At 68.9% G+C, this 20,747-nt stretch carries 24 protein-coding genes; 13 read left to right on the top strand and 11 right to left on the bottom strand.

Features of this window, described 5'->3' with window-relative positions; genetic code table 11:
- Positions 1 to 161 precede the first annotated feature (161 nt).
- Positions 162 to 392: a hypothetical protein gene (locus NO998_RS10705; protein ID WP_267647131.1), complete on the top strand. Its 231-nt coding sequence runs from the start codon at positions 162 to 164 to the stop codon at positions 390 to 392.
- Positions 393 to 400: 8 nt separating this feature from the next.
- Here NO998_RS10705 and NO998_RS10700 read toward each other — a convergent pair whose 3' ends face one another.
- Positions 401 to 835: a universal stress protein gene (locus tag NO998_RS10700; RefSeq protein WP_267647129.1), complete on the bottom strand. Its 435-nt coding sequence runs from the start codon at positions 833 to 835 to the stop codon at positions 401 to 403.
- A 225-nt stretch (positions 836 to 1,060) separates the two neighbouring features.
- Here NO998_RS10700 and NO998_RS10695 point away from each other — a divergent pair, with 225 nt between their 5' ends.
- Together NO998_RS10695 and NO998_RS10690 are read left to right on the top strand one after the other, a co-directional pair.
- On the top strand, positions 1,061 to 2,353 hold the full coding sequence (locus tag NO998_RS10695; protein WP_267647128.1) for a DUF502 domain-containing protein: 1,293 nt from the start codon (positions 1,061 to 1,063) through the stop codon (positions 2,351 to 2,353).
- On the top strand, positions 2,353 to 2,781 hold the full coding sequence (locus NO998_RS10690) for an archease (RefSeq protein ID WP_267647127.1): 429 nt from the start codon (positions 2,353 to 2,355) through the stop codon (positions 2,779 to 2,781). The genes NO998_RS10695 and NO998_RS10690 overlap by 1 nt, the downstream gene beginning before the upstream one ends.
- A 59-nt stretch (positions 2,782 to 2,840) precedes the next feature.
- On the opposite strand, the gene NO998_RS10685 is transcribed toward NO998_RS10690, so the two are convergent.
- Positions 2,841 to 3,050, bottom strand: coding sequence for a hypothetical protein (locus tag NO998_RS10685; protein ID WP_267647125.1), 210 nt, complete (start codon positions 3,048 to 3,050; stop codon positions 2,841 to 2,843).
- A 79-nt stretch (positions 3,051 to 3,129) separates the two neighbouring features.
- On the opposite strand from NO998_RS10685, the gene NO998_RS10680 reads away from it, so the two are divergent.
- The 3 genes from NO998_RS10680 to NO998_RS10670 are packed head-to-tail and all read left to right on the top strand — an operon-like array spanning position 3,130 to position 5,988.
- On the top strand, positions 3,130 to 4,248 hold the full coding sequence (locus tag NO998_RS10680; protein WP_267647123.1) for a DoxX family protein: 1,119 nt from the start codon (positions 3,130 to 3,132) through the stop codon (positions 4,246 to 4,248).
- 44 nt (positions 4,249 to 4,292) lie between these two features.
- The gene (locus NO998_RS10675) at positions 4,293 to 5,750 is read left to right on the top strand and encodes an RtcB family protein (protein ID WP_267647121.1); all 1,458 of its coding nucleotides are present in this window, start codon (positions 4,293 to 4,295) and stop codon (positions 5,748 to 5,750) included.
- Positions 5,751 to 5,781: 31 nt separating this feature from the next.
- Positions 5,782 to 5,988, top strand: coding sequence for a hypothetical protein (locus NO998_RS10670; protein WP_267647119.1), 207 nt, complete (start codon positions 5,782 to 5,784; stop codon positions 5,986 to 5,988).
- A gap of 9 nt (positions 5,989 to 5,997) precedes the next feature.
- Here NO998_RS10670 and NO998_RS10665 read toward each other — a convergent pair whose 3' ends face one another.
- Positions 5,998 to 6,396: a DUF7969 family protein gene (locus tag NO998_RS10665; RefSeq protein WP_267647118.1), complete on the bottom strand. Its 399-nt coding sequence runs from the start codon at positions 6,394 to 6,396 to the stop codon at positions 5,998 to 6,000.
- Between the two features lie 111 nt (positions 6,397 to 6,507).
- Between NO998_RS10665 and NO998_RS10660 the strand changes: the two genes are divergently transcribed.
- Positions 6,508 to 7,353, top strand: a complete 846-nt coding sequence (locus NO998_RS10660) for an eIF2B alpha/beta/delta subunit family protein (RefSeq protein ID WP_267647114.1) — start codon at positions 6,508 to 6,510, stop codon at positions 7,351 to 7,353.
- Positions 7,354 to 7,410: 57 nt separating this feature from the next.
- Here NO998_RS10660 and NO998_RS10655 read toward each other — a convergent pair whose 3' ends face one another.
- Entirely contained in the window at positions 7,411 to 8,388 is a 978-nt protein-coding gene (locus NO998_RS10655) for an aldo/keto reductase (RefSeq protein WP_345781121.1), read from the bottom strand.
- A 111-nt stretch (positions 8,389 to 8,499) separates the two neighbouring features.
- Positions 8,500 to 9,765, bottom strand: coding sequence for an MFS transporter (locus NO998_RS10650; protein WP_267647112.1), 1,266 nt, complete (start codon positions 9,763 to 9,765; stop codon positions 8,500 to 8,502).
- A gap of 105 nt (positions 9,766 to 9,870) precedes the next feature.
- On the opposite strand from NO998_RS10650, the gene NO998_RS10645 reads away from it, so the two are divergent.
- Entirely contained in the window at positions 9,871 to 10,818 is a 948-nt protein-coding gene (locus NO998_RS10645; protein ID WP_267647111.1) for a D-2-hydroxyacid dehydrogenase, read from the top strand.
- Positions 10,819 to 10,836: 18 nt separating this feature from the next.
- Here NO998_RS10645 and asd read toward each other — a convergent pair whose 3' ends face one another.
- Positions 10,837 to 11,871 carry an aspartate-semialdehyde dehydrogenase gene (gene asd, locus NO998_RS10640; RefSeq protein ID WP_267647110.1) on the bottom strand — a complete coding sequence of 345 codons (1,035 nt, stop codon included), beginning with the start codon at positions 11,869 to 11,871 and terminating at the stop codon, positions 10,837 to 10,839.
- Positions 11,872 to 12,361: 490 nt separating this feature from the next.
- Between asd and NO998_RS10635 the strand changes: the two genes are divergently transcribed.
- The 5 genes from NO998_RS10635 (at position 12,362) to NO998_RS10615 (ending at position 17,362) form a co-directional block, all read left to right on the top strand.
- The gene (locus NO998_RS10635) at positions 12,362 to 13,954 is read left to right on the top strand and encodes a Na+/H+ antiporter NhaC family protein (RefSeq protein WP_267647108.1); all 1,593 of its coding nucleotides are present in this window, start codon (positions 12,362 to 12,364) and stop codon (positions 13,952 to 13,954) included.
- Positions 13,955 to 14,094: 140 nt separating this feature from the next.
- Positions 14,095 to 15,486, top strand: a complete 1,392-nt coding sequence (locus NO998_RS10630) for a PAS domain-containing protein (protein ID WP_267647107.1) — start codon at positions 14,095 to 14,097, stop codon at positions 15,484 to 15,486.
- A gap of 177 nt (positions 15,487 to 15,663) precedes the next feature.
- Positions 15,664 to 16,197, top strand: a complete 534-nt coding sequence (gene dpsA / locus NO998_RS10625) for a DNA starvation/stationary phase protection protein DpsA (protein ID WP_267647106.1) — start codon at positions 15,664 to 15,666, stop codon at positions 16,195 to 16,197.
- Positions 16,198 to 16,199: 2 nt separating this feature from the next.
- Positions 16,200 to 16,814 (top strand): ferritin-like domain-containing protein, encoded by a 615-nt coding sequence (locus tag NO998_RS10620; protein ID WP_267647105.1) that lies wholly within the window; start codon positions 16,200 to 16,202, stop codon positions 16,812 to 16,814.
- Positions 16,811 to 17,362, top strand: a complete 552-nt coding sequence (locus NO998_RS10615) for a ferritin-like domain-containing protein (RefSeq protein ID WP_267647104.1) — start codon at positions 16,811 to 16,813, stop codon at positions 17,360 to 17,362. Before NO998_RS10620 ends, NO998_RS10615 begins: the two co-directional genes overlap by 4 nt.
- On the opposite strand, the gene NO998_RS10610 is transcribed toward NO998_RS10615, so the two are convergent.
- The 5 genes from NO998_RS10610 to NO998_RS10590 form a co-directional block, all read right to left on the bottom strand.
- Positions 17,352 to 17,498 carry a hypothetical protein gene (locus NO998_RS10610; RefSeq protein ID WP_267647103.1) on the bottom strand — a complete coding sequence of 49 codons (147 nt, stop codon included), beginning with the start codon at positions 17,496 to 17,498 and terminating at the stop codon, positions 17,352 to 17,354. The two genes, NO998_RS10615 and NO998_RS10610, sit on opposite strands and share 11 nt — an antisense overlap.
- 85 nt (positions 17,499 to 17,583) lie before the next feature.
- A complete protein-coding gene (locus NO998_RS10605) occupies positions 17,584 to 17,952 on the bottom strand; it encodes a tautomerase (protein ID WP_267647102.1) in 369 nt (122 codons plus the stop codon).
- Between the two features lie 163 nt (positions 17,953 to 18,115).
- The gene (locus NO998_RS10600; protein ID WP_267647101.1) at positions 18,116 to 19,357 is read right to left on the bottom strand and encodes an ABC transporter permease; all 1,242 of its coding nucleotides are present in this window, start codon (positions 19,355 to 19,357) and stop codon (positions 18,116 to 18,118) included.
- The gene (locus NO998_RS10595; protein ID WP_267647100.1) at positions 19,354 to 20,073 is read right to left on the bottom strand and encodes an ABC transporter ATP-binding protein; all 720 of its coding nucleotides are present in this window, start codon (positions 20,071 to 20,073) and stop codon (positions 19,354 to 19,356) included. Before NO998_RS10595 ends, NO998_RS10600 begins: the two co-directional genes overlap by 4 nt.
- Positions 20,070 to 20,693, bottom strand: a complete 624-nt coding sequence (locus tag NO998_RS10590) for a TetR/AcrR family transcriptional regulator (protein WP_267647099.1) — start codon at positions 20,691 to 20,693, stop codon at positions 20,070 to 20,072. The genes NO998_RS10595 and NO998_RS10590 overlap by 4 nt, the downstream gene beginning before the upstream one ends.
- Positions 20,694 to 20,747 lie beyond the last annotated feature (54 nt).

Here is a 20,747-nt window from a genome sequence, read left to right as displayed (position 1 = left end):
TCTCGTCTGCCAGTCGGACGTAGCCCGTCGACGGCTGGTGACCTGCAGCGACCTCCGCTTCGGTGCTGGGAGCGTGTTGCCGTGGTCGTGTAGCCGCTCACGGCGGCGCTTCCCGAGAACGGACGAACAGAACTATCCACCTTTCCGACATCTCTCCAGCCATGGTCGAGATCGGACAGGCCGCGTTCGGGCTGTTCCTGCTCGTTGGCGGCGCGCTGGTGGCGATCGATCACCCGGCAATCGACTGGCTCAACCGCTGGCTCACGTCCGCGGGAACGAACCAACGGCCAGCGGACATCGAGATGGACGAGAACGCGGCGTTCGTCGGCTTCCTCGTCGGGAGCGTCACCGTCATCGCGGGGCTGATGCTGATCGCCGACGCGGTCGCCTGACGGCGGCGTTACTCCTCGCCGACACCGGCCCCGCCGACGACCGTCGTCGGGACCCCGGTCAGCCGAACGACGCGCTCGGTCGTGCTGCCGGCGCTGGCGATACGGGCGAACCCGGTGCGGCCCTGGGTCCCCATGACGATCAGGTCGACGCCGTAGTCGTCCGCGGCGTCGACGATTTCCTCGGCCGGCACGCCCCGCCGGAGGTGACGCTCGACGGGGACACCGCGCTCCGCGCCGAGTTCGGCGACGCCGTCGAGGGCTCGCTCGCCGACCGCCTCCTGCTTCTCCACCTCGAAGTCCCAGTGGCCGCTGGGGCCGGCCTGTTCCACGACGAACAGCGCGTCGACGCTCGCATCGAACTGGGCGGCGAGGTCCATCGCGTGTTCGGCGGCCGCTCGGCTGTGGTCGCTGCCGTCCGTCGGGACGAGAACCCGTCCGTACATACGCGACGCCGGGAACGGACAGGAGATAAACGCTGGGGAGCGGTCGGCGTTCAGACGCCCGGGATCCCGAGCGCGCCGACGAGCAGTCCGTCTCTCGGTGCCATGCAGCGTTCGTCGACGGCTCGCCGGGTACGCGTGGTGGGCGTCGTGGCAGCCCGTGTGGGTTACTTCAGCGCCACACGGGGCCGAAGGCTTTAGCGGGGGTCACTGCGTTGGTGTGCACGAATGGACGAGTCGGACCTGCGGATGGACCAGCGCGTCAGGAAGTCGACCCGCGAGACGCTCCGGGAGTCGTTCATCACCGGCCTCGCGGTCGTCGTGCCGATGCTGGTCACCGTCATCGTACTGGCGGTCGCGTTCCAGTACGTCTACGACTACCTCTCGCTGTTCGCCCAGGGGATCGTCGCCGCCGACGAGGAGATCATGCTCCCGGTCATCGGCGACATCCCGGTCGGCGTGTTTGTCATCCAACTGGTGACGCCGGTGATCCTGCTCGTCATCATCATGGTGGTCGGCATCTTCACCAACACCACCAAGTGGGGCGAGCGTGCGGTCGACTACTTCGACTACTTCATCTCCCAGATCCCCGCCGTCGGCGGCGTCTACGACTCCTTCCGGCAGATGAGCGACGTGATGCTGGAGTCCGATACCCAGAGTTTCCGTGACGTGAAGCTCGTTGAGTTCCCCCACGAGGGCGCGTACACGCTCGGCTTCGTCACCACCGAGACGCCGTCGTCGCTGTCCGACCCGGCGGGCCACGCCGAGATGCTGACGCTGTTCCTCCCGCTCGCGCCCAACCCGGTCATGGGTGGGCACTTGGTCCACATGCCCGCCGACCGCGTGATGGACGTGGAGATGACCGTGGAGGAGGGGATCCGCGCTATCGTCACCAGCGGCGTCGCGGTCGCAGGGAGCGACGGGGCCACGAGCAACGGGATGTCCGAGGAACAGCTCCGCGACCTCGCGGGCGTCGAACACGCCGACCAGCAGTTCGACCCCGAGAAGGAGTCGCCATCGGTCCGCCGGTCCGACCCCGTCAGCACCGAGCGCCCCGACACGTACGACGAGTCCGTCGAGCCGGCACGGGCGACGACGCCCGACGACATTGCCCGACGGGAACGCCCGGAAGCTGAGGGCCCCGCCGCAGACGCCGACACGCCCGCGGAACGGGCCCACGGCGTGGACACCGACGACGCGAGCGTCACGCCGGCCGAGGAAGCCGGGCGCTACGCCAACGAGGCCGACTCGACCGAGCAACGGCCCGCCGAGATGGCTGACCGAGCGGCCGAGAACCGCGAGTCGACGGAGGAGCGGCCGGCGGAGATGGCCGACAGGGCGGCGAAGAACCGCGAGTCGACGGAGGAGCGGCCGGCGGAGATGGCCGACCGCGAGGAGCGAAACCGCGAGTCGACGGAGGCGCGACCGGCGGCGTTGGCCGACCGCGAGGAGACCGACCGGGACGACACCGAACAGCGCCCCGCGGAGGAGGCCAACGACGACCGCGGTGGGCGGAACTGATGGGCTCGTTCGAACTCCGCGAGCACACCGCCGACGTGGCGGTGGCCGCGACCGGCAACACGCTGGGCGAGGTGTTCGCGGCCGTCGCCGACGGGCTCACGTCGGCGATGTGCGAGGAGTGGCCCGCCCCCGACGACCCGGCCGGTGGCGCGCGCCACGAACTCCGGGTCGAGAGCGAGGGCCCGGAGGCGGCGCTGTACGACTACCTGGACCAACTCATCTACGAACGGGACGTGGCGGCGGTGCTTCCCGTGGACAACGCTGCGACCGTCGACGGGGACGGCGGCGCGTGGGTCGTCGACGCCAGCTACCGGGGCGTGGCGCTCTCGGCGGTCGTCGCCCGCGAGGTGAAGGCCGTCACCTACTCCGAGATGCGGTTGGAGTCAGTCGACGGCGGGTGGGAGGCGTACGTCGTGTTCGACGTGTAAGCGATCACGGCCCGCGACCGGGCGGGGCTCTGTCCAACGGCTGAAGGAGTCTGCTGCCGTCAGTCCTCGAGGTCCACGTACTGCCGGAGCAGCCCACACTCCGGACAGACGTACGTCGTCGGCTTGGTCTTCTCCTTCACCCCGAGGCTGCCGAGGATACCCTTCTTGGGCTCGTCGGTGACGAGGTAGAGTTCGAAGCCATCGGAGGTCCGCAGTTTCGCCGTCTCCATCGTGACGCCACAGTCGGGACACCGTCTCGCGGTCGGCATGGGTTCGCGTGTGGCCGGCGCCGGCATAGCCTTGGCGGCACGAACGACCTTTTTTGGGTCAGCCCATCGGAGGGGGCACATGACGCGTCACTTCGGTCCGAGGGCGCTCGGGTTGGCAGTTCTTCTCGCCGTCATCCCGGGGCAGGTGTCCGCCCACGTCCGGTACGTCACCCCCGGCGAAGGGAGGGAGCGGCTGGCGGAGCTGCTCGGAGCGGTGGCCGGCGACCCCCTCGCGCTCGCGCTGCTCTCCGGCGGCGGTATCGGCGTCGCCGTCGCCGTGCTGGGCTGGCTCCGGCTCCGTCCCCTCCGGATCGACCTCGCGGTGCTCCGCGGGACGCTCCGGAGCTACGACGACCTGCTACCGTGGCTGGCCCGACTGGCGATCGGACTGCCGATGGTCGGTGCGGGGTTCACCGGCTACCTCTTCTCGCCGGCGGCGACCGCCGACGTGCTCGGAGTTCCCGGCCCCGCAGTCCGGCTGTTCGGCATCGCCGTCGGCTTCCTGCTCGTCTTCGGCTTCGCCACCCGCATCTCGGCAGCGGCCGGGCTCGCAGGCTACCTCGTCGGACTGGCGCTCTCGCCGGCGCTGTTGCTGCTGGCGTTCGAGTACGTGCCGGGGTTCGTCGCGATCATGCTGCTCGGCGGCGGCCGGCCGAGCGCCGACCACGTGTTCTCCCGGCTCGCCGACGCCGACGGGACGGTGTACCGCCGCGTCGACCCGGTTCGGGAGACGCTCGCCCCCGTCGGCAAGGCGTTGGCGGCGCGGGACGGGCTGGTGCCGGTGGTCGTCCGCGTCGGTCTGGGTGTCTCCTTCGTCTACCTCGGCGTCGTCCAGAAGCTGCTCATGCCGGGCCAGGCGCTTGGCGTCGTCACGAAGTACGACCTGACGGCGGTGGTGCCCGTCTCCCCCGAACTGTGGGTCGTCGGCGCCGGGCTGACGGAGGCCGCACTCGGCGTCGCGCTCGCGCTGGGGCTGTTTACCCGCGCCGGCTGTGGGGTCGCCATCGCCATGTTCACGACGACGCTGTTCGGCCTGCCCGACGACCCCGTACTCGCCCACATCTCGCTGTTCGGGCTGGTGTCGATGCTGGTGATCACCGGCGGGGGCGCGTACTCGCTGGATCGACGGCTCGCCGATCGGTTCGGCACCGAACGCCACGACGAGTGGAGCGGCGGGGCGGCGCCGAGTGCGGACTGACGCGGGACGGAACGGTCTTTCCTCTCGGGGACGCACCCACGGGTATGACCACGAGGGAGTTCGACGGCGTCACGCTCGAACGCGTCCGGGAGCACGTCTGGGAGATCCCCCGCGAGGGCGGGATGAGGGTCCCCGGCCGCGTGCTCGCCAGCGAAGCCCTGCTCGACGACATCGGCGAGGACGACAGCCTCCAACAGCTGAAAAACGCCGCCCACCTCCCGGGGATGACCAAGTACGCGCTGGCGATGCCCGACGCCCACCAGGGCTACGGCTTCCCCGTCGGCGGCGTCGGCGCCATCGACGCCGAGGAGGGCTGTATCTCCCCCGGCGCGGTCGGCTTCGACATCAACTGCGGTGTCCGAATGCTCCGAACTCCGCTCACGTACGAGGACGTGCGTGGCCGCGAGGAGGAACTGGTCGAGGCGCTGTTCGACGCCGTCCCCTCGGGACTCGGCGGCGGCGGCGTCGTCAACGGCAGCCGCGACGCCGTCGAGGGGGCGATGGAGCGGGGCGTCGAGTGGGCCGTCGAGGAGGGCTACGCGACCGAGGCCGACCTCGCCCACTGTGAGGACGAGGGCTGCCGACACGACGCCAAGCCCGAGTTCGTCTCGAAGAAGGCCAAGGACCGCGGGATGAACCAGATGGGCAGTCTCGGCTCGGGTAACCACTTCCTCGAAGTCCAGCGCGTCACCGACACGTTCGACGACGGCGTCGCCGACGCCTACGGGCTCGAAGAAGGCCAGATCGTCGTCCTGATCCACTGTGGCAGCCGCGGGCTGGGCCACCAGATCTGTTCGGACTACGTCCGGAAGATCGAGCAACAGCACGGCGACCTGCTGGAGGAACTGCCCGACAAGGACCTCGCGGCGGCCCCCGCCGGCTCGGAACTGGCCGAAGAGTACTACGGCGCGATGTGCGCCGCGGTCAACTTCGCGTGGGTGAACCGACAACTGATCACCCACCGAACCCGCGAGACCCTCGCCGACGTGTTCGACGGCGTCGAGAGCGAGGACGTGGAACTGCTCTACGACGTGGCCCACAACATCGCCAAGCGCGAGACCCACGAGGTCGAGGGCGAGGATCGGGAACTGTTCGTCCACCGGAAGGGCGCCACGCGGGCGTTCCCGCCCGGCCGTGAGGAAGTGCCCGACGCCTACCGCGACGTGGGTCAGCCGGTGATCATCCCGGGGTCGATGGGCGCCGGCAGCTACGTGCTGAAGGGCGGCGAGCGCTCCCTCTCGGAGACGTTCGGCTCGACGGCCCACGGCGCGGGCCGGCTGATGTCCCGCACGCAGGCCAAACAGGAGTTCTGGGGCGGCGACGTGCAGGACGACCTCGCCGAACAGGACCACATCTACGTCAAAGCCAACTCCGGGGCGACCGTCGCCGAGGAGGCCCCCGGCGTCTACAAGGACGTGGACGAGGTCGTCGCGGTGAGCGACGCGCTCGGCATCGGCGACAAGGTCGCGCGGACGTTCCCGGTCTGCAACATCAAGGGGTAAGCTTCAGGCCGGGACGGGCGCTACGGGCGGTATGCTCGAATCGCGGCTGTTCCGATTCGTCAGTATCGCGGTCGCGACGATCGTCGTCGCGTTCCCGCTCGCGGCGGTCGCCAGCCCGCCCGATCCGTATACGCAGGTGGTCGTCGCCGGCACCCTGCTCATGTTCCTCCTGCCAGTCGCGTACCTCCTCAGCCACCCGACGGTCTACGCGTGGATGCAGGGGGAGTACGGCGAGTAAGCGCCGCGCTCAGTCGCCGTGTGGCCCCGCCGGCCCGCTGGGCTGGTCCGGCCCCCGCGGCCGACTCGGGCCGACACCGATGGTCACGCGGTCGCCCTCCTGTCGGGGCTCGACCTCGACGCCGTCCTCGAACTTCACGAACGAGAGGTAGAACGGCTCGCCACAGCCCGAATCAGGTGCTTCCGCAGCCTCGGGGAGATCGTCGCCGGAGAGCAGCAGGTCCTCGTCGCCACAGACGATCCGGACCCCGTCGACGCCGTCGACCTCCTCGAACTCGTCGTCGGGGTCGACGTAGTTCCAGCCCTCGAGCGGGTAGGGGGTGACTGTCTTGTCCGCGAGGTAGCCGTCGCGCTGGAGTTCGTGGACCGCCCCACAGCGCGGGCAGTAGTAGGTGACGGGGTAGGACATGATCCGATATAGGGCCGCGAGGGTCACGTGGCTTTCGGCGGCGGCGTCGCCGACGCGGCCCGGAGCGTCCGAGTAGCAACACCTATCGGGAGAGCGACCCACGCCGTGAGCATGATCGACGAGACGGTCGCCGAGATCCGGGAGATGCGGAGTCACTCCTCCTCGGCGGTCGCCGTGAAGGCCGCGACGGCGCTCCGGGAACTGCTCGACCGGGAGTACGTCTCGGCGGAGACGTTCGACCGGGACCTCGAACACAACGCCGGCGCGCTCCGGCGGGCGAACCCCTCCCACGCCTCGCTGCACACCGCGATGCGCAGTATCGTCGACGCCGTCGCCGGCGAGGCCGACACCCCCGAGGAGGCGAAGTCGCTGCTCGAAGGCGCCATCGAGGACGCCGTCACCCGCGTCGAGTCGGGCAAGCGCCGCGCGGCCGCCCACGCCGCCGACACCTTCGAGGACGGCGAGACGATCCTGACCCACGACTACTCCTCGACCGTGCTGGAGGCCGTCGAGGCCTCCTGCGCGGAGGGCTGTCACCTCACCGCCTACGTCACCGAGGCCCGCCCGCGCTACCTCGGCCGGAAGACCGCCCGCACGCTCGCCGGTATCGACCGCGTCGAGCCACACCTGCTGGTCGACAGCGCCGCCGGCTACGTGATGGAGGACGTGGATCGAGTGATCGTCGGGATGGACTGCATCGTCGAGGACACGCTCTACAACCGCATCGGCACCTACCCCATCGCTGCCGTCGCCGCTCGGGAGGGCGTGCCGGTCACCGTTGTCGGCTCCTCGACGAAGGTGATCGACGACTTCCGCTTCGAGAACGAGTTCCGCCCGGGCAGCGAGGTCATGCGCGAACCGGTCGAGGGCGTCGAGATCGAGAACCCCGCCTACGACGCGACGCCGGTGGAACTGATCGACTCCCTCATCACCGACGAGGGTGTCTCCGAGCCCTGAACGGGGGTTCGTCTCTTTTCACGCCGAAGACGGTCCGTCCACCACGGACGGTCCCGGCTACTCCGCCGGCCAGCGCGGCGTCTTCGGTGCCGCGATGCGTTCGACCTCGTCGTCGCTCAGGTCGAGGTCGAGCGCGCCGAGGTTGTCCTGCAACTGCTCGCTGTTCTTGGGGCCGATGATCGGCGCCGTCACGGCGTCCTGTGCCAGCAGCCACGCGAGACTCACCTGCGCGGGCGTGGCGTCGTGATCGTCGGCGACGGCCCGGACCTCGTCGAGCACCTCCCAGTTCGCCTCGGTGAACTTCCGCTCGACGTGCTCGCTCGCGGCGCCGCGGGAGCCCTCGGGGGCGTCGGCGTCGCGCTCGTACTTCCCGGTAAGGAACCCGCCCGCGAGCGGCGACCACGGGATGACGCCGACGTCCTCGCCCTCACAGACCGGCAGGAGGTTCGCCTCCTCGTGGCGCGCGGCCGCGGAGTACTCCGGCTGCATGCAGGTGAAGCGGCTGTAGTCCTCGATGTCGGAGGTGTACAGCGCCTTCGTGAACTGGTAGGCCGACATCGTCGAGGCGCCGATGTAGCGCACTCGCCCGGTCTCGACGAGGTGGTCGAGCGCGGCGAGGGTCTCCTCGATGGGCGTGTCGTCGTCCCAGCGGTGAATCTGGTAGAGGTCGATGTAGTCGGTCCCCAGCCGGTCGAGGCTGGCCTCCACCTGATCGAGGATGTGTTTGCGGGAGAGCCCCGAGCCGTTGGGCCCCTCGTGCATCTCGCCGCGCACTTTCGTCGCCACGACCAGTTCGTCTCGGTTCCGGGACTGGATGGCTTCGCCGACGATCTCCTCGCTCTCGCCGGTGGAGTAGACGTTCGCGGTGTCGAGGAAGTTGATCCCGGCGTCCATCGCCTCGTGGAGCAGGTCGATGCTCTCGCCGCGGTCGTTCATCATCCACTCCGAGCCGGAGCCGAAGTTCATACAGCCAAGACAGAGCCGTGAGACCTCCAGCCCGGTCGCGCCGAGCCGGGTGTACTGCATCTCGGTCATGCCCCGGGGTTCGAGCGGCGGGGGGATAATGGTGCGCGTTGACGACTCTCGTAGCTCTGTGGGTGTGAGGACCGATCAGTCGTCCAGTCCGGCCGAACGGCGCCGGACCGATCAGTCGTCCCCCGGAACGGCTCCTCGCCCCGGGAACACTACGCCCTCACGGCTCTCGACCAGCTTCCAGCCCGCCAGTCCGGCGGCGATGAACGCCATCGAGGAGCCGACCGCGAACGCCGTCGGGTAGCCGACGAGGGCGACGAGGCCGCCGATCAGGACCGGCCCGAACACGCCGCCGACGCCCTTGGCGGTCGAACGTAACCCCATCAGTTCGGACTCCCGGGACTCGGGCGCCACGTCGCCGATGAACGCCAGCGCGCCCGTCGTCATCGCCGAGTAGGCGGCGGCGATGATCACGAACGAGAGCGCGGCGACGACGAGTCGGAGGGGGCCGGCGAACAGCGTCGCGGCGGCGGCGACGAGCGCGAACAGCCCCGATCCGGCGATGCCGACGACGACCAGCGGCTTGCGGCCCCACGCGTCGGCGATGCGGCCGAACAGGAGCATGAACACGGTCTGGCCCGCGGGGTTGATAGCCAGCAGCGCCCCCATCGCGAACTCCGAGATTCCGAGCGTTTCGGGGAGGTAGACCGGCATCAGCCCGAACAGCCCCATCACCGTCGCGTTGCGGAACGCGAGCGCGACGTAGAGCATCCAGAGGCCGTTACGGCGCAGGTGGTCCCTGTCGTCGACGGCCGGGATCAGGCGCCGCCGGACCTCCGCGAGCAGTTCGTGAACGGTGGGCTGGCTGTCGGGCTTGGGTGCCGCGCTGTCGTCGAGAAAGGCGACGACGAGCGTCGAGAGGAGGCTGCCGGCGACGATGACGGCGTACATCCACTCCGGCGCGAGCATGCCGAGCAGCAGGCCGACCGCGAGCTGGCCGCCGGTGAAGCCGGTGGCCCGCGCGGCGTTGAAGAAGCCGAGCGAGCGCCCACGGCCCTCGTCGCCGCCGCGCGCGGAGACGACGCCGAGCATCACCGGCGCGAACCCGACGGCGAAGACGGCGTAGAGCCCGCGGGAGAGGATGGGAACCCAGACGCCCGAGAACAGGAACAGCGGGGCGAGCGCGAGCGTCGCTCCCAGCCCGGTCGCCACGAGCACCGCGCGGCGACGCCCGGTCACGTCGGCGACGGCGCCCCAGAACGGCGAGAAAACGGTCATCCCGAGGAAGTACGCGGTCGTGACGAGCCCCACGACCAGCGCCGAGGCGTCGTCCCGGCCGAGGTAGAACGCCAGCCCCGTCCCGAGGAGCACCCCCGAGCCGAAGCGCGTGGCGGCGGCGACGGCGACGAGGAGTCGCTGTCGGGTGTCCGCGGAGAGCACAGTCGCGGTTCGCCGAGGGTGCCTAAATCGGGTACGGTTCCGGCGGCTTTCGCGACGCGAGCCGAGAAGGGTACACTCTTTTCGCGCCCGTTCCGAGCCGCGAGCATGAGCGAACCAGACGTGCTACTGCTGCGCCAGAAGATCCACGGCATCTCCGTCGACGACTACGCCGAAGCGATGCGTGAACGGCTCCCCGACGCCGACATCGCCGTCGCCGAGACCCCCGAACAGGAGCGAGAGCTGATCCCGCACGCGCGAGTCGTCGCCGGCTTCAACATCGACCCGGAGATGTTGGAGCGCGCGGAGAACCTCGAACTGTTCGCCTGTTCGTTCGCCGGCACCGGTCACCTCCCGATGGAGGCGCTGGAGGAGGCCGGCGTCGCCGTCACCAACGCCTCGGGCGTCCACGGGCCGAACATCTCGGAGTACGTCCTCGGTGCGCTACTCTCGATGGCGCGGGACTTCCCGCGTGCGGCCCGGAACCAGCGAAACCACGTCTGGCAGTCCTTCGGCACCGACGAACTGCAGGGCTCGACGGTCACCATCGTCGGCATGGGCGCCATCGGACAGGCCACCGTCGAGCGACTCGACGCGTTCGGTGTCGACACCATCGGCGTCCGATACAGCCCCGAGAAGGGTGGCCCGACCGACGAGGTGCTCGGATTCGAGGACATTCACGACGCGCTGGCCCGCACGGACTCGCTCGTGCTCGCGTGTCCGCTCACGGACGCGACCGAGCAACTGATCGACTCGGAGGCGTTCAAGACGCTCTCGCCCGACGCCACGCTGGTCAACATCGCCCGCGGGGGCGTCGTCGACACCGACGCGCTCGTCGCCGCGCTCCGCAGCAACGACATCGGCGCCGCGTTCCTCGACGTGACCGACCCCGAACCGCTCCCGGCGGACCACCCGCTCTGGGCGTTCGACAACGTCCGCATCACGCCGCACAACGCCGGCCACACGCCGAAGTACTTCGACCGCCTCAGCGACATCGTGGCGGCGAACTACGAGGCGCTGAAGACGGGCGGCGATATCGAGAACCGCGTCGTCTGAATCAGTCCGCGCGCAGCCTCAGACCCAGCCTTCTTCGACGAGCAGTTCGCCGTTGAGTACCGACGCGCCCGCCGCACCGCGGATCGTGTTGTGTGCGAGGCAGTTGTACTGGATCCCCTCGGGCGTCTCACGCAGGCCGCCCGCCGAGATCTGCATCCCCTGCCCGCGCATCCTGTCGAGTCGGGGCTGTGGTCGCTCGGGGTCCTCGAAGACGTGAATCGGCTGTTCGGGCGCCGACGGCAGGTCGACGCCGGCGAAGTCGGCGAGGGCCTCGTGGACCTCGGCGGCGGTCGGGTTCTCGTCGAGTTCGGCGAAGACGTTCTCCAGGTGGCCGTCGAGCGAAGGCACGCGGTTACAGGAGGCGGCGACCTCGACGTCGTGCAGCGAGAGTTCGCCGTCCTCGACGCTGCCGAGTAGCTTGCGGGACTCGGTCTCCATCTTCTCCTCCTCGCCGCCGATGTAGGGGAGGACGTTGTCGATGATCTCCATCGACGTGACGCCGGAGTAGCCGGCGCCGGAGACCGCTTGCAGGGTGGAGACGTGGACCCGGGAGAGGCCGAACTGGTCGAGGGCGGCGAGGGTGGGGGTCATGGTGATCGTCGAGCAGTTGGGGTTCTTGACGAGCGCGCCGTCCCAACCCCGCTCTGCGCGCTGGGTCTCGATCAGGTCGAGGTGGTCGGCGTTGACCTCGGGGATCGTCAGGGGCACGTCCTCGGCCATGCGCTCGTTCGAGGAGTTCGAGGAGACGACGTGGCCCGCCCGACAGAGTTCCGGCTCGACCTCGGCGGCGACACCGGAGGGGAGCGAGGAGAACAGCAGGTCCAGATCGTCCGGGATCGCCTCGGCGCTGGTCTCGATGACGGTCATCCCCGCGACCGACTCCGGGATCGGCGTGTCGACGCGCCACTTGGCGGCGTCGCGGTAGGACTCGCCGGCGCTCTCGGGGCTGGCCGTGACCGCGGCGATCTCGAAGGTCGGGTGGTCATGGAGCAGCTGGACGAACCGTTGACCCACGGCGCCGGTGGCGCCGAGGAGGCCGACACGTACTGACATTACTCGTGGCTGGGCTGCCGCCGATAAGTGCGTTCGGATAGCGGCCGCAACAGGGCCGTATCGGGGCGTTTTCGACGGTTTCGAACCGTCGCCGGGAGTTCGGCTGCGAACCTTCGGAGCGCCGGAGGTCACGCCGACGAATCGTCGGGCGGGGCGCCCTGACGGCGCCGACGGCGCGGGCGGAAAACGTATCCCGGCCCGCGTCGAACCTTGAGTGCGTGCCCCACATCCCCGCCGGAGTACTCCCGTCCAGGGAGCGATGATCGCGCGGAGAACCCGGGTACGCGACATTCGGGCGAGAGCCCCGCTGGTGGCGTACCCACCCGCCCGGCACGAGGGTTAGCCAGCCGACGCGGCACGCAGCCCCGGGATGAGGCTGGCAGTTAGTGTTCCGGGCGACATATCGACCGCCGAGCAACGGCGCCGGACACTCATCGCACGATGAACCGCAGACGGGTTTTATGTAATCTCGAACGAAATATGTGGGATCATGGCTTCAGAGTTCGGCGCCCTCTCGGTGGTCCCACCGCTGCTGGCGATCGTGCTGGCGATCGCGACGCGCCGGGCGGTGTTGTCCCTGTTCCTCGGAATCTGGTCGGGCGCAGTGATCTTCACCGGCGGCCTCGGGGTCGTACAGACGTTCGAGTGGATCGTCGCCGCCGTCGCCGGCGACTTCCACGTCCGGATCCTCGTGTTCACCCTGCTGTTGGGGTCGGGCGTGGCGATGATCTGGAACCTCGGGGGCTCCTACGCCGTCAGGGACTGGGCGATCGCCAGACTCGACTCACAGCGACAGGCCGGCGCCGTGGCGTGGGCGCTCGGTGTCGTCCTCTTCTTCGACGATTACGCCAACACGGCCATCGTCGGCTCCGCGATGAAGGACGTCTCAGACCACCTGCGGGTCTCCCGGGAGAAGCTGTCCTACATCGTCGACTCGACGGCGGCGCCGGTGGCGACGCTCGGTATCTCCTCGTGGGTGGCGTTCCAACTGTCGCTCATCACCGACGGGTACGAGGCCGCCGGGGTCGCCGATCACCCGCCCGCCTTCGAGGTGTTCCTCAACTCCATCCCGTTCAACATGTACTCGATCCTCGCGATCGTGATGGTGGCGATCATCGTGTTCTCCGGGCGCGACTACGGCGAGATGCTCGACGCCGAGCACCGCTCGTGGCGCACCGGGCAGGTGAACCGCGAGGGTGCCCGCCCGATGCAGGACGTGGAGTCCGACCTCGGGGCGCCGAGCGCGGAGAACCCCCGGCTGGTCAGCTTCTTCGCGCCGATCGGCGTCCTCATCGCCGTCACCATCGGCAGCGCGCTGTGGACCGGCTACTCCCCCGGCGCCAGCCTCATGGACATGGTGACCAACGCCGACTTCGCGTCGGCGCTCATCTACGGCTCCTTCGCGATGGTCGTGACCGGGTTCGCCCTCGGGAAACTCTACGGCATCCTCCCGCTGGGGGAGGCGACGGACACGGTCATCGACGGGTTCGGCCTCATGCTCACGGCGGTTTCGATCCTCGTGCTCGCGTGGGGGATCGGTGAGGTCGTGAGCGCGCTGCAGACCGGCGAGTACGTCGCCGGCGTCGTCGGCGAGCAGTTCCCGGTCGCGGTTCTGCCGGCGCTCGTGTTGCTGCTCGCTGCCTTCATCGCCTTCTCGACGGGCACCTCCTGGGGGACGATGGGGATCCTGACGCCCATCGTCATCCCGGTCGCGTGGAACCTCACTGGCGACCACACGATCATCGCGGCGATGGTCGGCGTGATCTTCTCCGGCGCCATCTTCGGGGACCACAGCTCCCCCATCTCGGACACGACGGTGCTCTCCTCGACGTTCACCGGCGCCGACCTCATCGACCACGTCCGGACACAGCTCTACTACGCGATCACCGTCGCGCTCGTCGCCGTCGTGCTGCTGCTCGTGTGGGGGCTCACCCGGATCACGCCGCTCGCGCTACTGCCCCTCGGCGTCGTGCTGCTCGTCGGCCTCGTCTACGGGCTCTCCGAGTTCGACGCCAACCGCAAGGGTGTCAGTCCGGTCGTTTCCGAAGCGCCACAGGACGGGGCCGCGCCGTCGGACGACTGAGGCCCGGGCCCGCGCTCCGTTCGAACGGCTGAGCCCGTCGGCGCCACCCGCCACACCGCCGCTCGTCGTCACTCTCGCGTGGTGGGTCGGCCGGCATCGCAGATGGTCAACGATTTACTACCCTAGACCAGTTCAGCCGCATGGACAACGACGACACCGACCTCGGGCTAACCCCGGATCGGGCCGAGCGGCTGGTGTCGCTCGCCCTCGAAACCGGGGGGATGAACGCCGCGCTCGTGGACACGGAGCTCCGGCCCACCTGGGTTCACAACGACGGCCCGGACCCGCCGGATTCGGAGATCTCCGACCGGACCGACACGGAACTGTTCTCCGGGGACGCGGCGGCGCCGGCGATGGAGGTCAAGCGCCGGGCGATCGAGACCCGTTCGCGGGTCACGGAGACGTTCACCTTCGTCAAACCATGGGGGCAACACCGGTACCGTGCCGGCGCCGAACCGATCTACGACGACGACGAGGTCGTCGGCGCGATGTTCGCCGCCACCGACCTCTCGGACGTGTACCGTCTGCTCGAGCGGACAACCGACGCGGTGTACACCGTCGACACCGACTGGGAGGTGACGTTCTGGAACGACCGGATGGCGGAGCGAACCGGGGTCGACGCCGCCGATATCGTCGGCGAGAACCTCTGGGAGACGTTCGGCGACTCGGTCCCGGAGGAGTTGGAGGAACGCTACCGGACGGTCATGGCGACCGGTGAGCCGGCCGCGTTCGAACAGTACGTGCCCGAGCCGTTCGACTACTGGGTCGAGATCCGAGCGTTCGCCGACGACAACGGCCTCTCGGTCTACTCGCGGGACGTGACCGAGCGCAAGGAACACGAACAGCGCCTCGAAACCCAGCGGGACACCCTCGACGTGCTCAATCAGGTGCTGCGTCACGACATCCGGAACGACCTGCAGTTGGTGCTCGGCTACACCGACATCCTCGCCGACCACGTCGACGAGGAGGCGGCGGGCTACCTCGGCACGATCCGTTCGAGCGCGGAACACGCCGTCGAACTCACGACGACCGCCCGCGAGATCAGCGCGGTGCTGTTCTCGGACGCGGAGGAGCTCAACCGCGTGGGACTCCGGCCCGTCCTGCAACGGGAGATCGAGGGAATCCGGAACGCGTACCCGGAGGCGGTCGTCGATGTCGAGGGGCCGATCCCGGACTGCGTCGTGGTCGCCGACGAGATGCTCGACTCGGTGTTCCGGAACCTCCTGAAAAACGCCGTCCAGCACAACGACAAGCCCGTTCCCCGGATCACGGTGTCGACGACCGAGACCGCCGACGAGATCGTCGTCCGGATCTCCGACAACGGGCCCGGGATCCCCGAGGGGGCTGCCGAGACGGTGTTCGGCAAAGGGGAGAAGGGCCTGGAGAGCGAGGGGACGGGGATCGGCCTGTTCCTCGTGCAAGCGCTCGTCGAGGGCTACGACGGCGACGTGGCCGTCGAGGACCCCGGCTCCGAGGGCGCCACCTTCGCCGTGACGCTCACGAAAGTCGAGCGATCCGAGACCGACGAGTGAGGGGATGCTCCCGGCCGGGAACCGTGCTGTCACGCGGCCCGTCTCGTCGCGCGGGCCGACTGCCCGATCGCTCGCCCTGAAGATCCCGAATACTGCCGAATCAGGCGTCGAAGCTGCCAAAACCGTCCATCACGGATGCAACCTTTATGGGCGTACCGAACTTATACAGGTGTACACATGAGTACCCAGAAGACCGTCCGACAGCAGGCCGATACCGTCGAGGGGAACGCCGTCCGCATCGACACCGAGAAAGCCGAACAGATCGTCGACGCGCTGAACCGCGACCTCGCCTCCGCGTACGTGCTCTACCACCAGGTCCGTAAGCACCACTGGAACGTCGAGGGCGCCGAGTCCGGCGACCTGCACGACTTCCTCGACGGCGCCGCGGGCACGCTCGAGACGCACGCCGACGCCATCGCGGAGCGCGCACAGGCACTCGGCGGCGTCCCCGTCGCGGGCCCGGCCGAGCAGGAGGCCCGCGCCTACATCGAGTTCGAGGGCGAGGACGTCTACGGCATCCGTGACTCGCTGGAAGCCGACCTCGAGAGCTACGGCGACGTGATCGAGAGCGTCCGTGAACACGTCGGCCTGGCGACCGATCTGGGTGACTACGCGACCGCCGAACTCCTCCGTGAGGTGCTGGAGGACCTCGAGGACGACGCCCACGACATCGACCACTACCTCGAGGACGACACCCTCGTGCAGGCGTAACCGTGTCCGATCCCAAGCAGGGGCGACTCGTCCGGGCGCCCGAGGGAGCGACCGTCAAACAGGAGCGAGAGACGGTCACCGAGAACGCCGTCCGCGTCGATAGCGACGACGGCGAGGAGGGAACCTCCTCGGGCAGTCAGACGAAGTCTGACAACGCCGCCGAGATGGTCGAGGCGCTGAACGTCGTCCACGCGGGGACGTTCAACCTCTTCTACCTCGTGCGCAAGCACTACTGGAGCGCCGAGGGCGCCGAGTCCGGCGACGTGGCCGAGTTCCTCGGCGACGCCTACCAACGGCTCCGCCACGTCGACGACGCCGTCGCCCACCGGATCTCCGAGTTGGGCGGCGTCCCCGTGAGCACGCCTCCCGAGATCCAGGAACACGCGCCGGTCCACCTCGAAGCGGAGCACCTCTACAGCCTGCGGGCATCGTTGGAGGGTGACCTCGACGCCTACGCGACGCTCGCGGTGGCGTTCCGCGACGCCGTCGACGTGGCTCGGGCGGTCGGCGACGAGGCCAGCCGCGAACTGCTGGAGAGCCGCCTCGAAACCATCGAGGACGACGCCCACACGATCGAACGCTACGTCGAGGACGACACGCTCGTGGGGGAGCGATGAGCGCGCCACACCTCCGCCGGCCCGACGACGCCGAACTGCGCCGGGAGTGGGGCACCGTCGGCGAGAACACGGTTCGGCTCGCGCCCGAGGCGGCCGCGGCGGTGATCGACGACCTGAACCGCTGTCTCTCGGGGCTGTACATCCTGTTCAATCAAGTCCGCAAACACTACTGGACGGCCTCGGGTGCGGAGTCACAACAGATCGAACAGCGTTTGACGGAACAGGCCGACCGGCTCAGCGACCTGACCGACGACCTCGCGCTCCGGGTCCACGCGCTGGGCGGCGTCCCGGTCAACGGCCCGATGGGCATCCGCGAACACGCCCCGATGCGGATCGAAGCGGGCGACGTGTACACCCTGCGGGACTCGCTGGAGGGCGACATCGACGGCTACGCGACGCTCGCGGTGACGTTCCGTGAGGCGATCGAGACCGCCGGCGCCGTCCGCGACGAACGTACCGTCGAGACGCTCTCGTCGGGACTACTCGCCATCGAACAGGACGCTCACACGCTCGAACGCTACCTCGGCGACGACGGGCTCACCGACTGACCGAGACGGTCAGATCGGTCGAGATCCATCCGTTCTCGTTCCCTTCTTCGGTGAACACCGTTCGCTCGGCCGAGAGGTTGTGTGCGTTGACCACGGGGAGCGCTTCGACCTCGTCGACCCGCTTCTCGGTCGGCATCACTCTGGTTTAGGCGGGCCTAAGAAGATAAGGATTCGGGTCTCGGAACCAAGTCACGGTATCAGGACAGTTCGGTCCCCGTGACCTACGGCTCCCAGTCCCCGCCGACGCGGTCGTAGCCCATCAAGTGGGCGCCCTCGTGTTCGGTGAATACGACCTTCATGTTGGCTTCCGGGACGCCCCATCGCTCCCGGACGTGCTCCATGAACGCCAGCGCGAACGAGCGCCGCTGGTCGGCCGGGCGTCCCTCGCGGATGTCGGCTTCGAGCAGGACGACCGGTTCGTCGGGATCGGCCCGGCCCAGCCAGAGGCCCTCGCGGTCGCTGTGGCGGAAGTTCGCGGTCAGGAAGCGCATCTCGCTGTCCATGCTGTCGGCGTACAGGTCGGCGACGTCGGCGAGGAACGACTGGGTGTCACCGGGGTCGACGCTGGCGGTGATCGTCAGGAGCGGCATGGTCGGTGTTGCGATGCCGGGGTGAAGAGTCTGCCCGCGCTCGGGAAGCGGTGGGTAGAGGGCCATGAAACGAGGAAACAGCGGGGGGGAGAGCCGAAGCAGCGAGAGGAGGGCCGAAGCAGCGGGAGGAGGGCCGAAGCAGCGGGAGGAGGGCCGACGCCGGCTACTCGTGGCGGAGTGCGTCGATGGGGTCGGTGCGGGCGGCGTCCCACGCGGGGTAGATCCCCGCGAGCACGCCGACGCCCATCCCGACGACGACCGCGATGGCGAACCACTCGGGCGCGAACGCGATGGGGAGGTCGATCAGCGTCGCCGCGGCGTAGCCGCCGGCGAGGCCGACGAGCGTCCCGATCACCGAGCCGATCACGCCGAGGATCACCGACTCGACGAGGAACAGTTGGACGATGTCCCGGCGGGTGGCGCCGATGGCCTTCATGATCCCGATCTCGCGGGTCCGCTCGGTGACGCTCACGAGCATCATGTTCGCGATGCCGATGGCGCCGACCAGCAGCGAGATCACCGCGACGCCGGTGATGAAGTTGGTGAACGTGCTCAGGATGCTCTGGATCTGCTCGACCAACGCGTCGTTGGTCGTGAGCGTGATCTCGTAGGACTCGGGCTTGAGCTGGCTGGCGTCGGACTCGTTTTCGAGGTAGTCACGCGCCGGCGGCTCCACGTCGTCGACCTGCTCGTAGCTGACCGCCCGGATCGTCAGCTGTGGGTACGCCCGCTCGCGCTCGCCGGTCGCGGGGCTCTCGGCGGTTGTCGTGTAGAACGGGTCCGTCGGGACGTAGATCGCGGGTGTCCCGCCGCCGCCGGCGACGGCCGCGAAGCCGGTCGAGGCGTTCAGCACGCCGGCGACGGTGAGGGTTCGCGAGTCGTTCTCGGAGAACTCCACCGTGATCTCGTCGCCCGCCGAGACGTTCTGCTCGAACATCGTCGCGGCCGCGGGGTTGAGGACGACCTCGTTCTCGCCGGCCGTGAACACCCCGCCGGAGGCGAAGTCGTCGCCCTCGAAGGAGGCGGCGGTGGTCGCGGTCATCGACGGCCACCTGATCCGGTCGTCGCGGTACTGTAGCCCTGCGATCCCGACCTGTCCGGTCGGCACCACGGCCTCGACGTTCTCGATACCCTGTAGCTGCTCGATGTCGTGTTCGGTGAACACCGGGACGGCGTCGCCGCTCGGCGGGCCGCCCTGTCCGCTCTCGGGGCCGACCGAGACGGCGATGTCGGGGCTGGAGGTCGCCACGTCGCCGACGATGGCGGCCTGCAGGCTCGCGCCGAGCGTGACGAACGTGATCACCGAGCCGACGCCGATCACGACGCCCAGCACCGTCAGCACCGACCGGAGCTTGTGGCCCGTGATCGCGCGCCAACTCATCCGGACGCTCTCGCCGAGTTTCATCGCCCAGCCTCCCCGGCGACGCGGCGCTGGTCGATCTCCTCGATCCGCTCGAGTCCGCCGTCGAACAGGTGGACGATCCGTTCGGCGTGTTCGGCGACCACCCGCTCGTGGGTCACCACCAGCAGCGTGTTGCCGGCGGCGTTTAGCTCCTCGAACAGTTCGAGGATCTCCGCCTCGGTCTCGCTGTCGAGGTTCCCGGTCGGCTCGTCGGCGAGGATTATCGCGGGGTCGTTCGCGAGCGCGCGGGCGATGGCGACCCGCTGGCGCTGGCCGCCGGAGAGTTCGTTGGGTTTGTGGTCGAGTCGGTCACCCAACCCCACCCGATCCAGCAACTCCGCGGCGCGTTCACGGCGTTCCTTGCGCCCGACGCCTTGGAACGTCATCGGCAGTTCGACGTTCTCGCGGGCGGTCTGCTGGGGCATGAGGTTGAACGTCTGGAAGACGAACCCGATCTCGTCACCCCGGAGGGCGGTGCGTTCGGCGTCGGAAAGCGTCGTCACGTCGACGCCGTCCACCTCGACGACGCCCTCGGTGGGCGTGTCGAGACAGCCGACGACGTTCATGAGCGTGGACTTCCCTGAGCCACTCGGCCCCATCACCGCGGTGTAGGAGCCCCGCTCGATGGTCAGGGAGACGCCGTCGAGGGCGTGGACTGTCTGGTCACCCATCCGGTAGGTCTTGCGAACGTCGCGGAGGTCGACGGCGGCGTCGGTCATGCCGCGCCCCCGTCGCCGGCCCGAACCACGCGGTCGAGATACGCGTCGACCTCGGTTCGAGTGGCGGTCACGGCGTCGTCGTCGCCGCCGCTAACCCGGCGGGTCATCGCGCCGTTGATGACGCTACTGAGGAACTGCGCGACCGATTCCGGATCGACGTCGGCGAACGTGCCGTCCTCGATGCCGTCCTCGACCACGGCGACGAGCTGTTCGTGGAACGCCCGGTCGTGTTCGGCGAACTGTTCGCGGTAGCGCTCGTCGTTGGCGGCCTGCGCCCGGAGTTCGACCATCGCGGCCGTGAACCCCTCGTGCTCGTCGGACAGCGACGGCGGCAACATCGCGTCGAGGACGGTGTCGAGCCGTTCGGCGGCGCCCTCCTCGGCACCCTTGGGAACCGACGCCTCGTGCTGTTCGAGCATGAACTGCAGGAACGCGAGCAGCAGCTCGTCCTTGTCGTCGTAGTGGTGGTACAACAGCGACTTGCTCTTCTCGAAAGACTCGCCGATCCGTTGGATCGTCAGGCCAGCGTACCCGTGCTCACAGAGCGCGAGGTACGTCGCGCGCATGATGGACTCCCGTGTGCTCTCGGGGTCCGCGAGGAACGGTGGTGTCTCCCCCATGTTGATTGAATGTTCAGTAACCGGGATAGGCGTATCGGTCGCAGCCCTCCCGGA

Source organism: Halolamina litorea (assembly GCF_026616205.1).
Classification (GTDB): Archaea; Halobacteriota; Halobacteria; order Halobacteriales; family Haloferacaceae; genus Halolamina; species Halolamina litorea.
The sequence above is the reverse complement of the archived record's forward strand: the minus strand, read 5'-3'. Positions and strand labels throughout refer to the sequence as shown.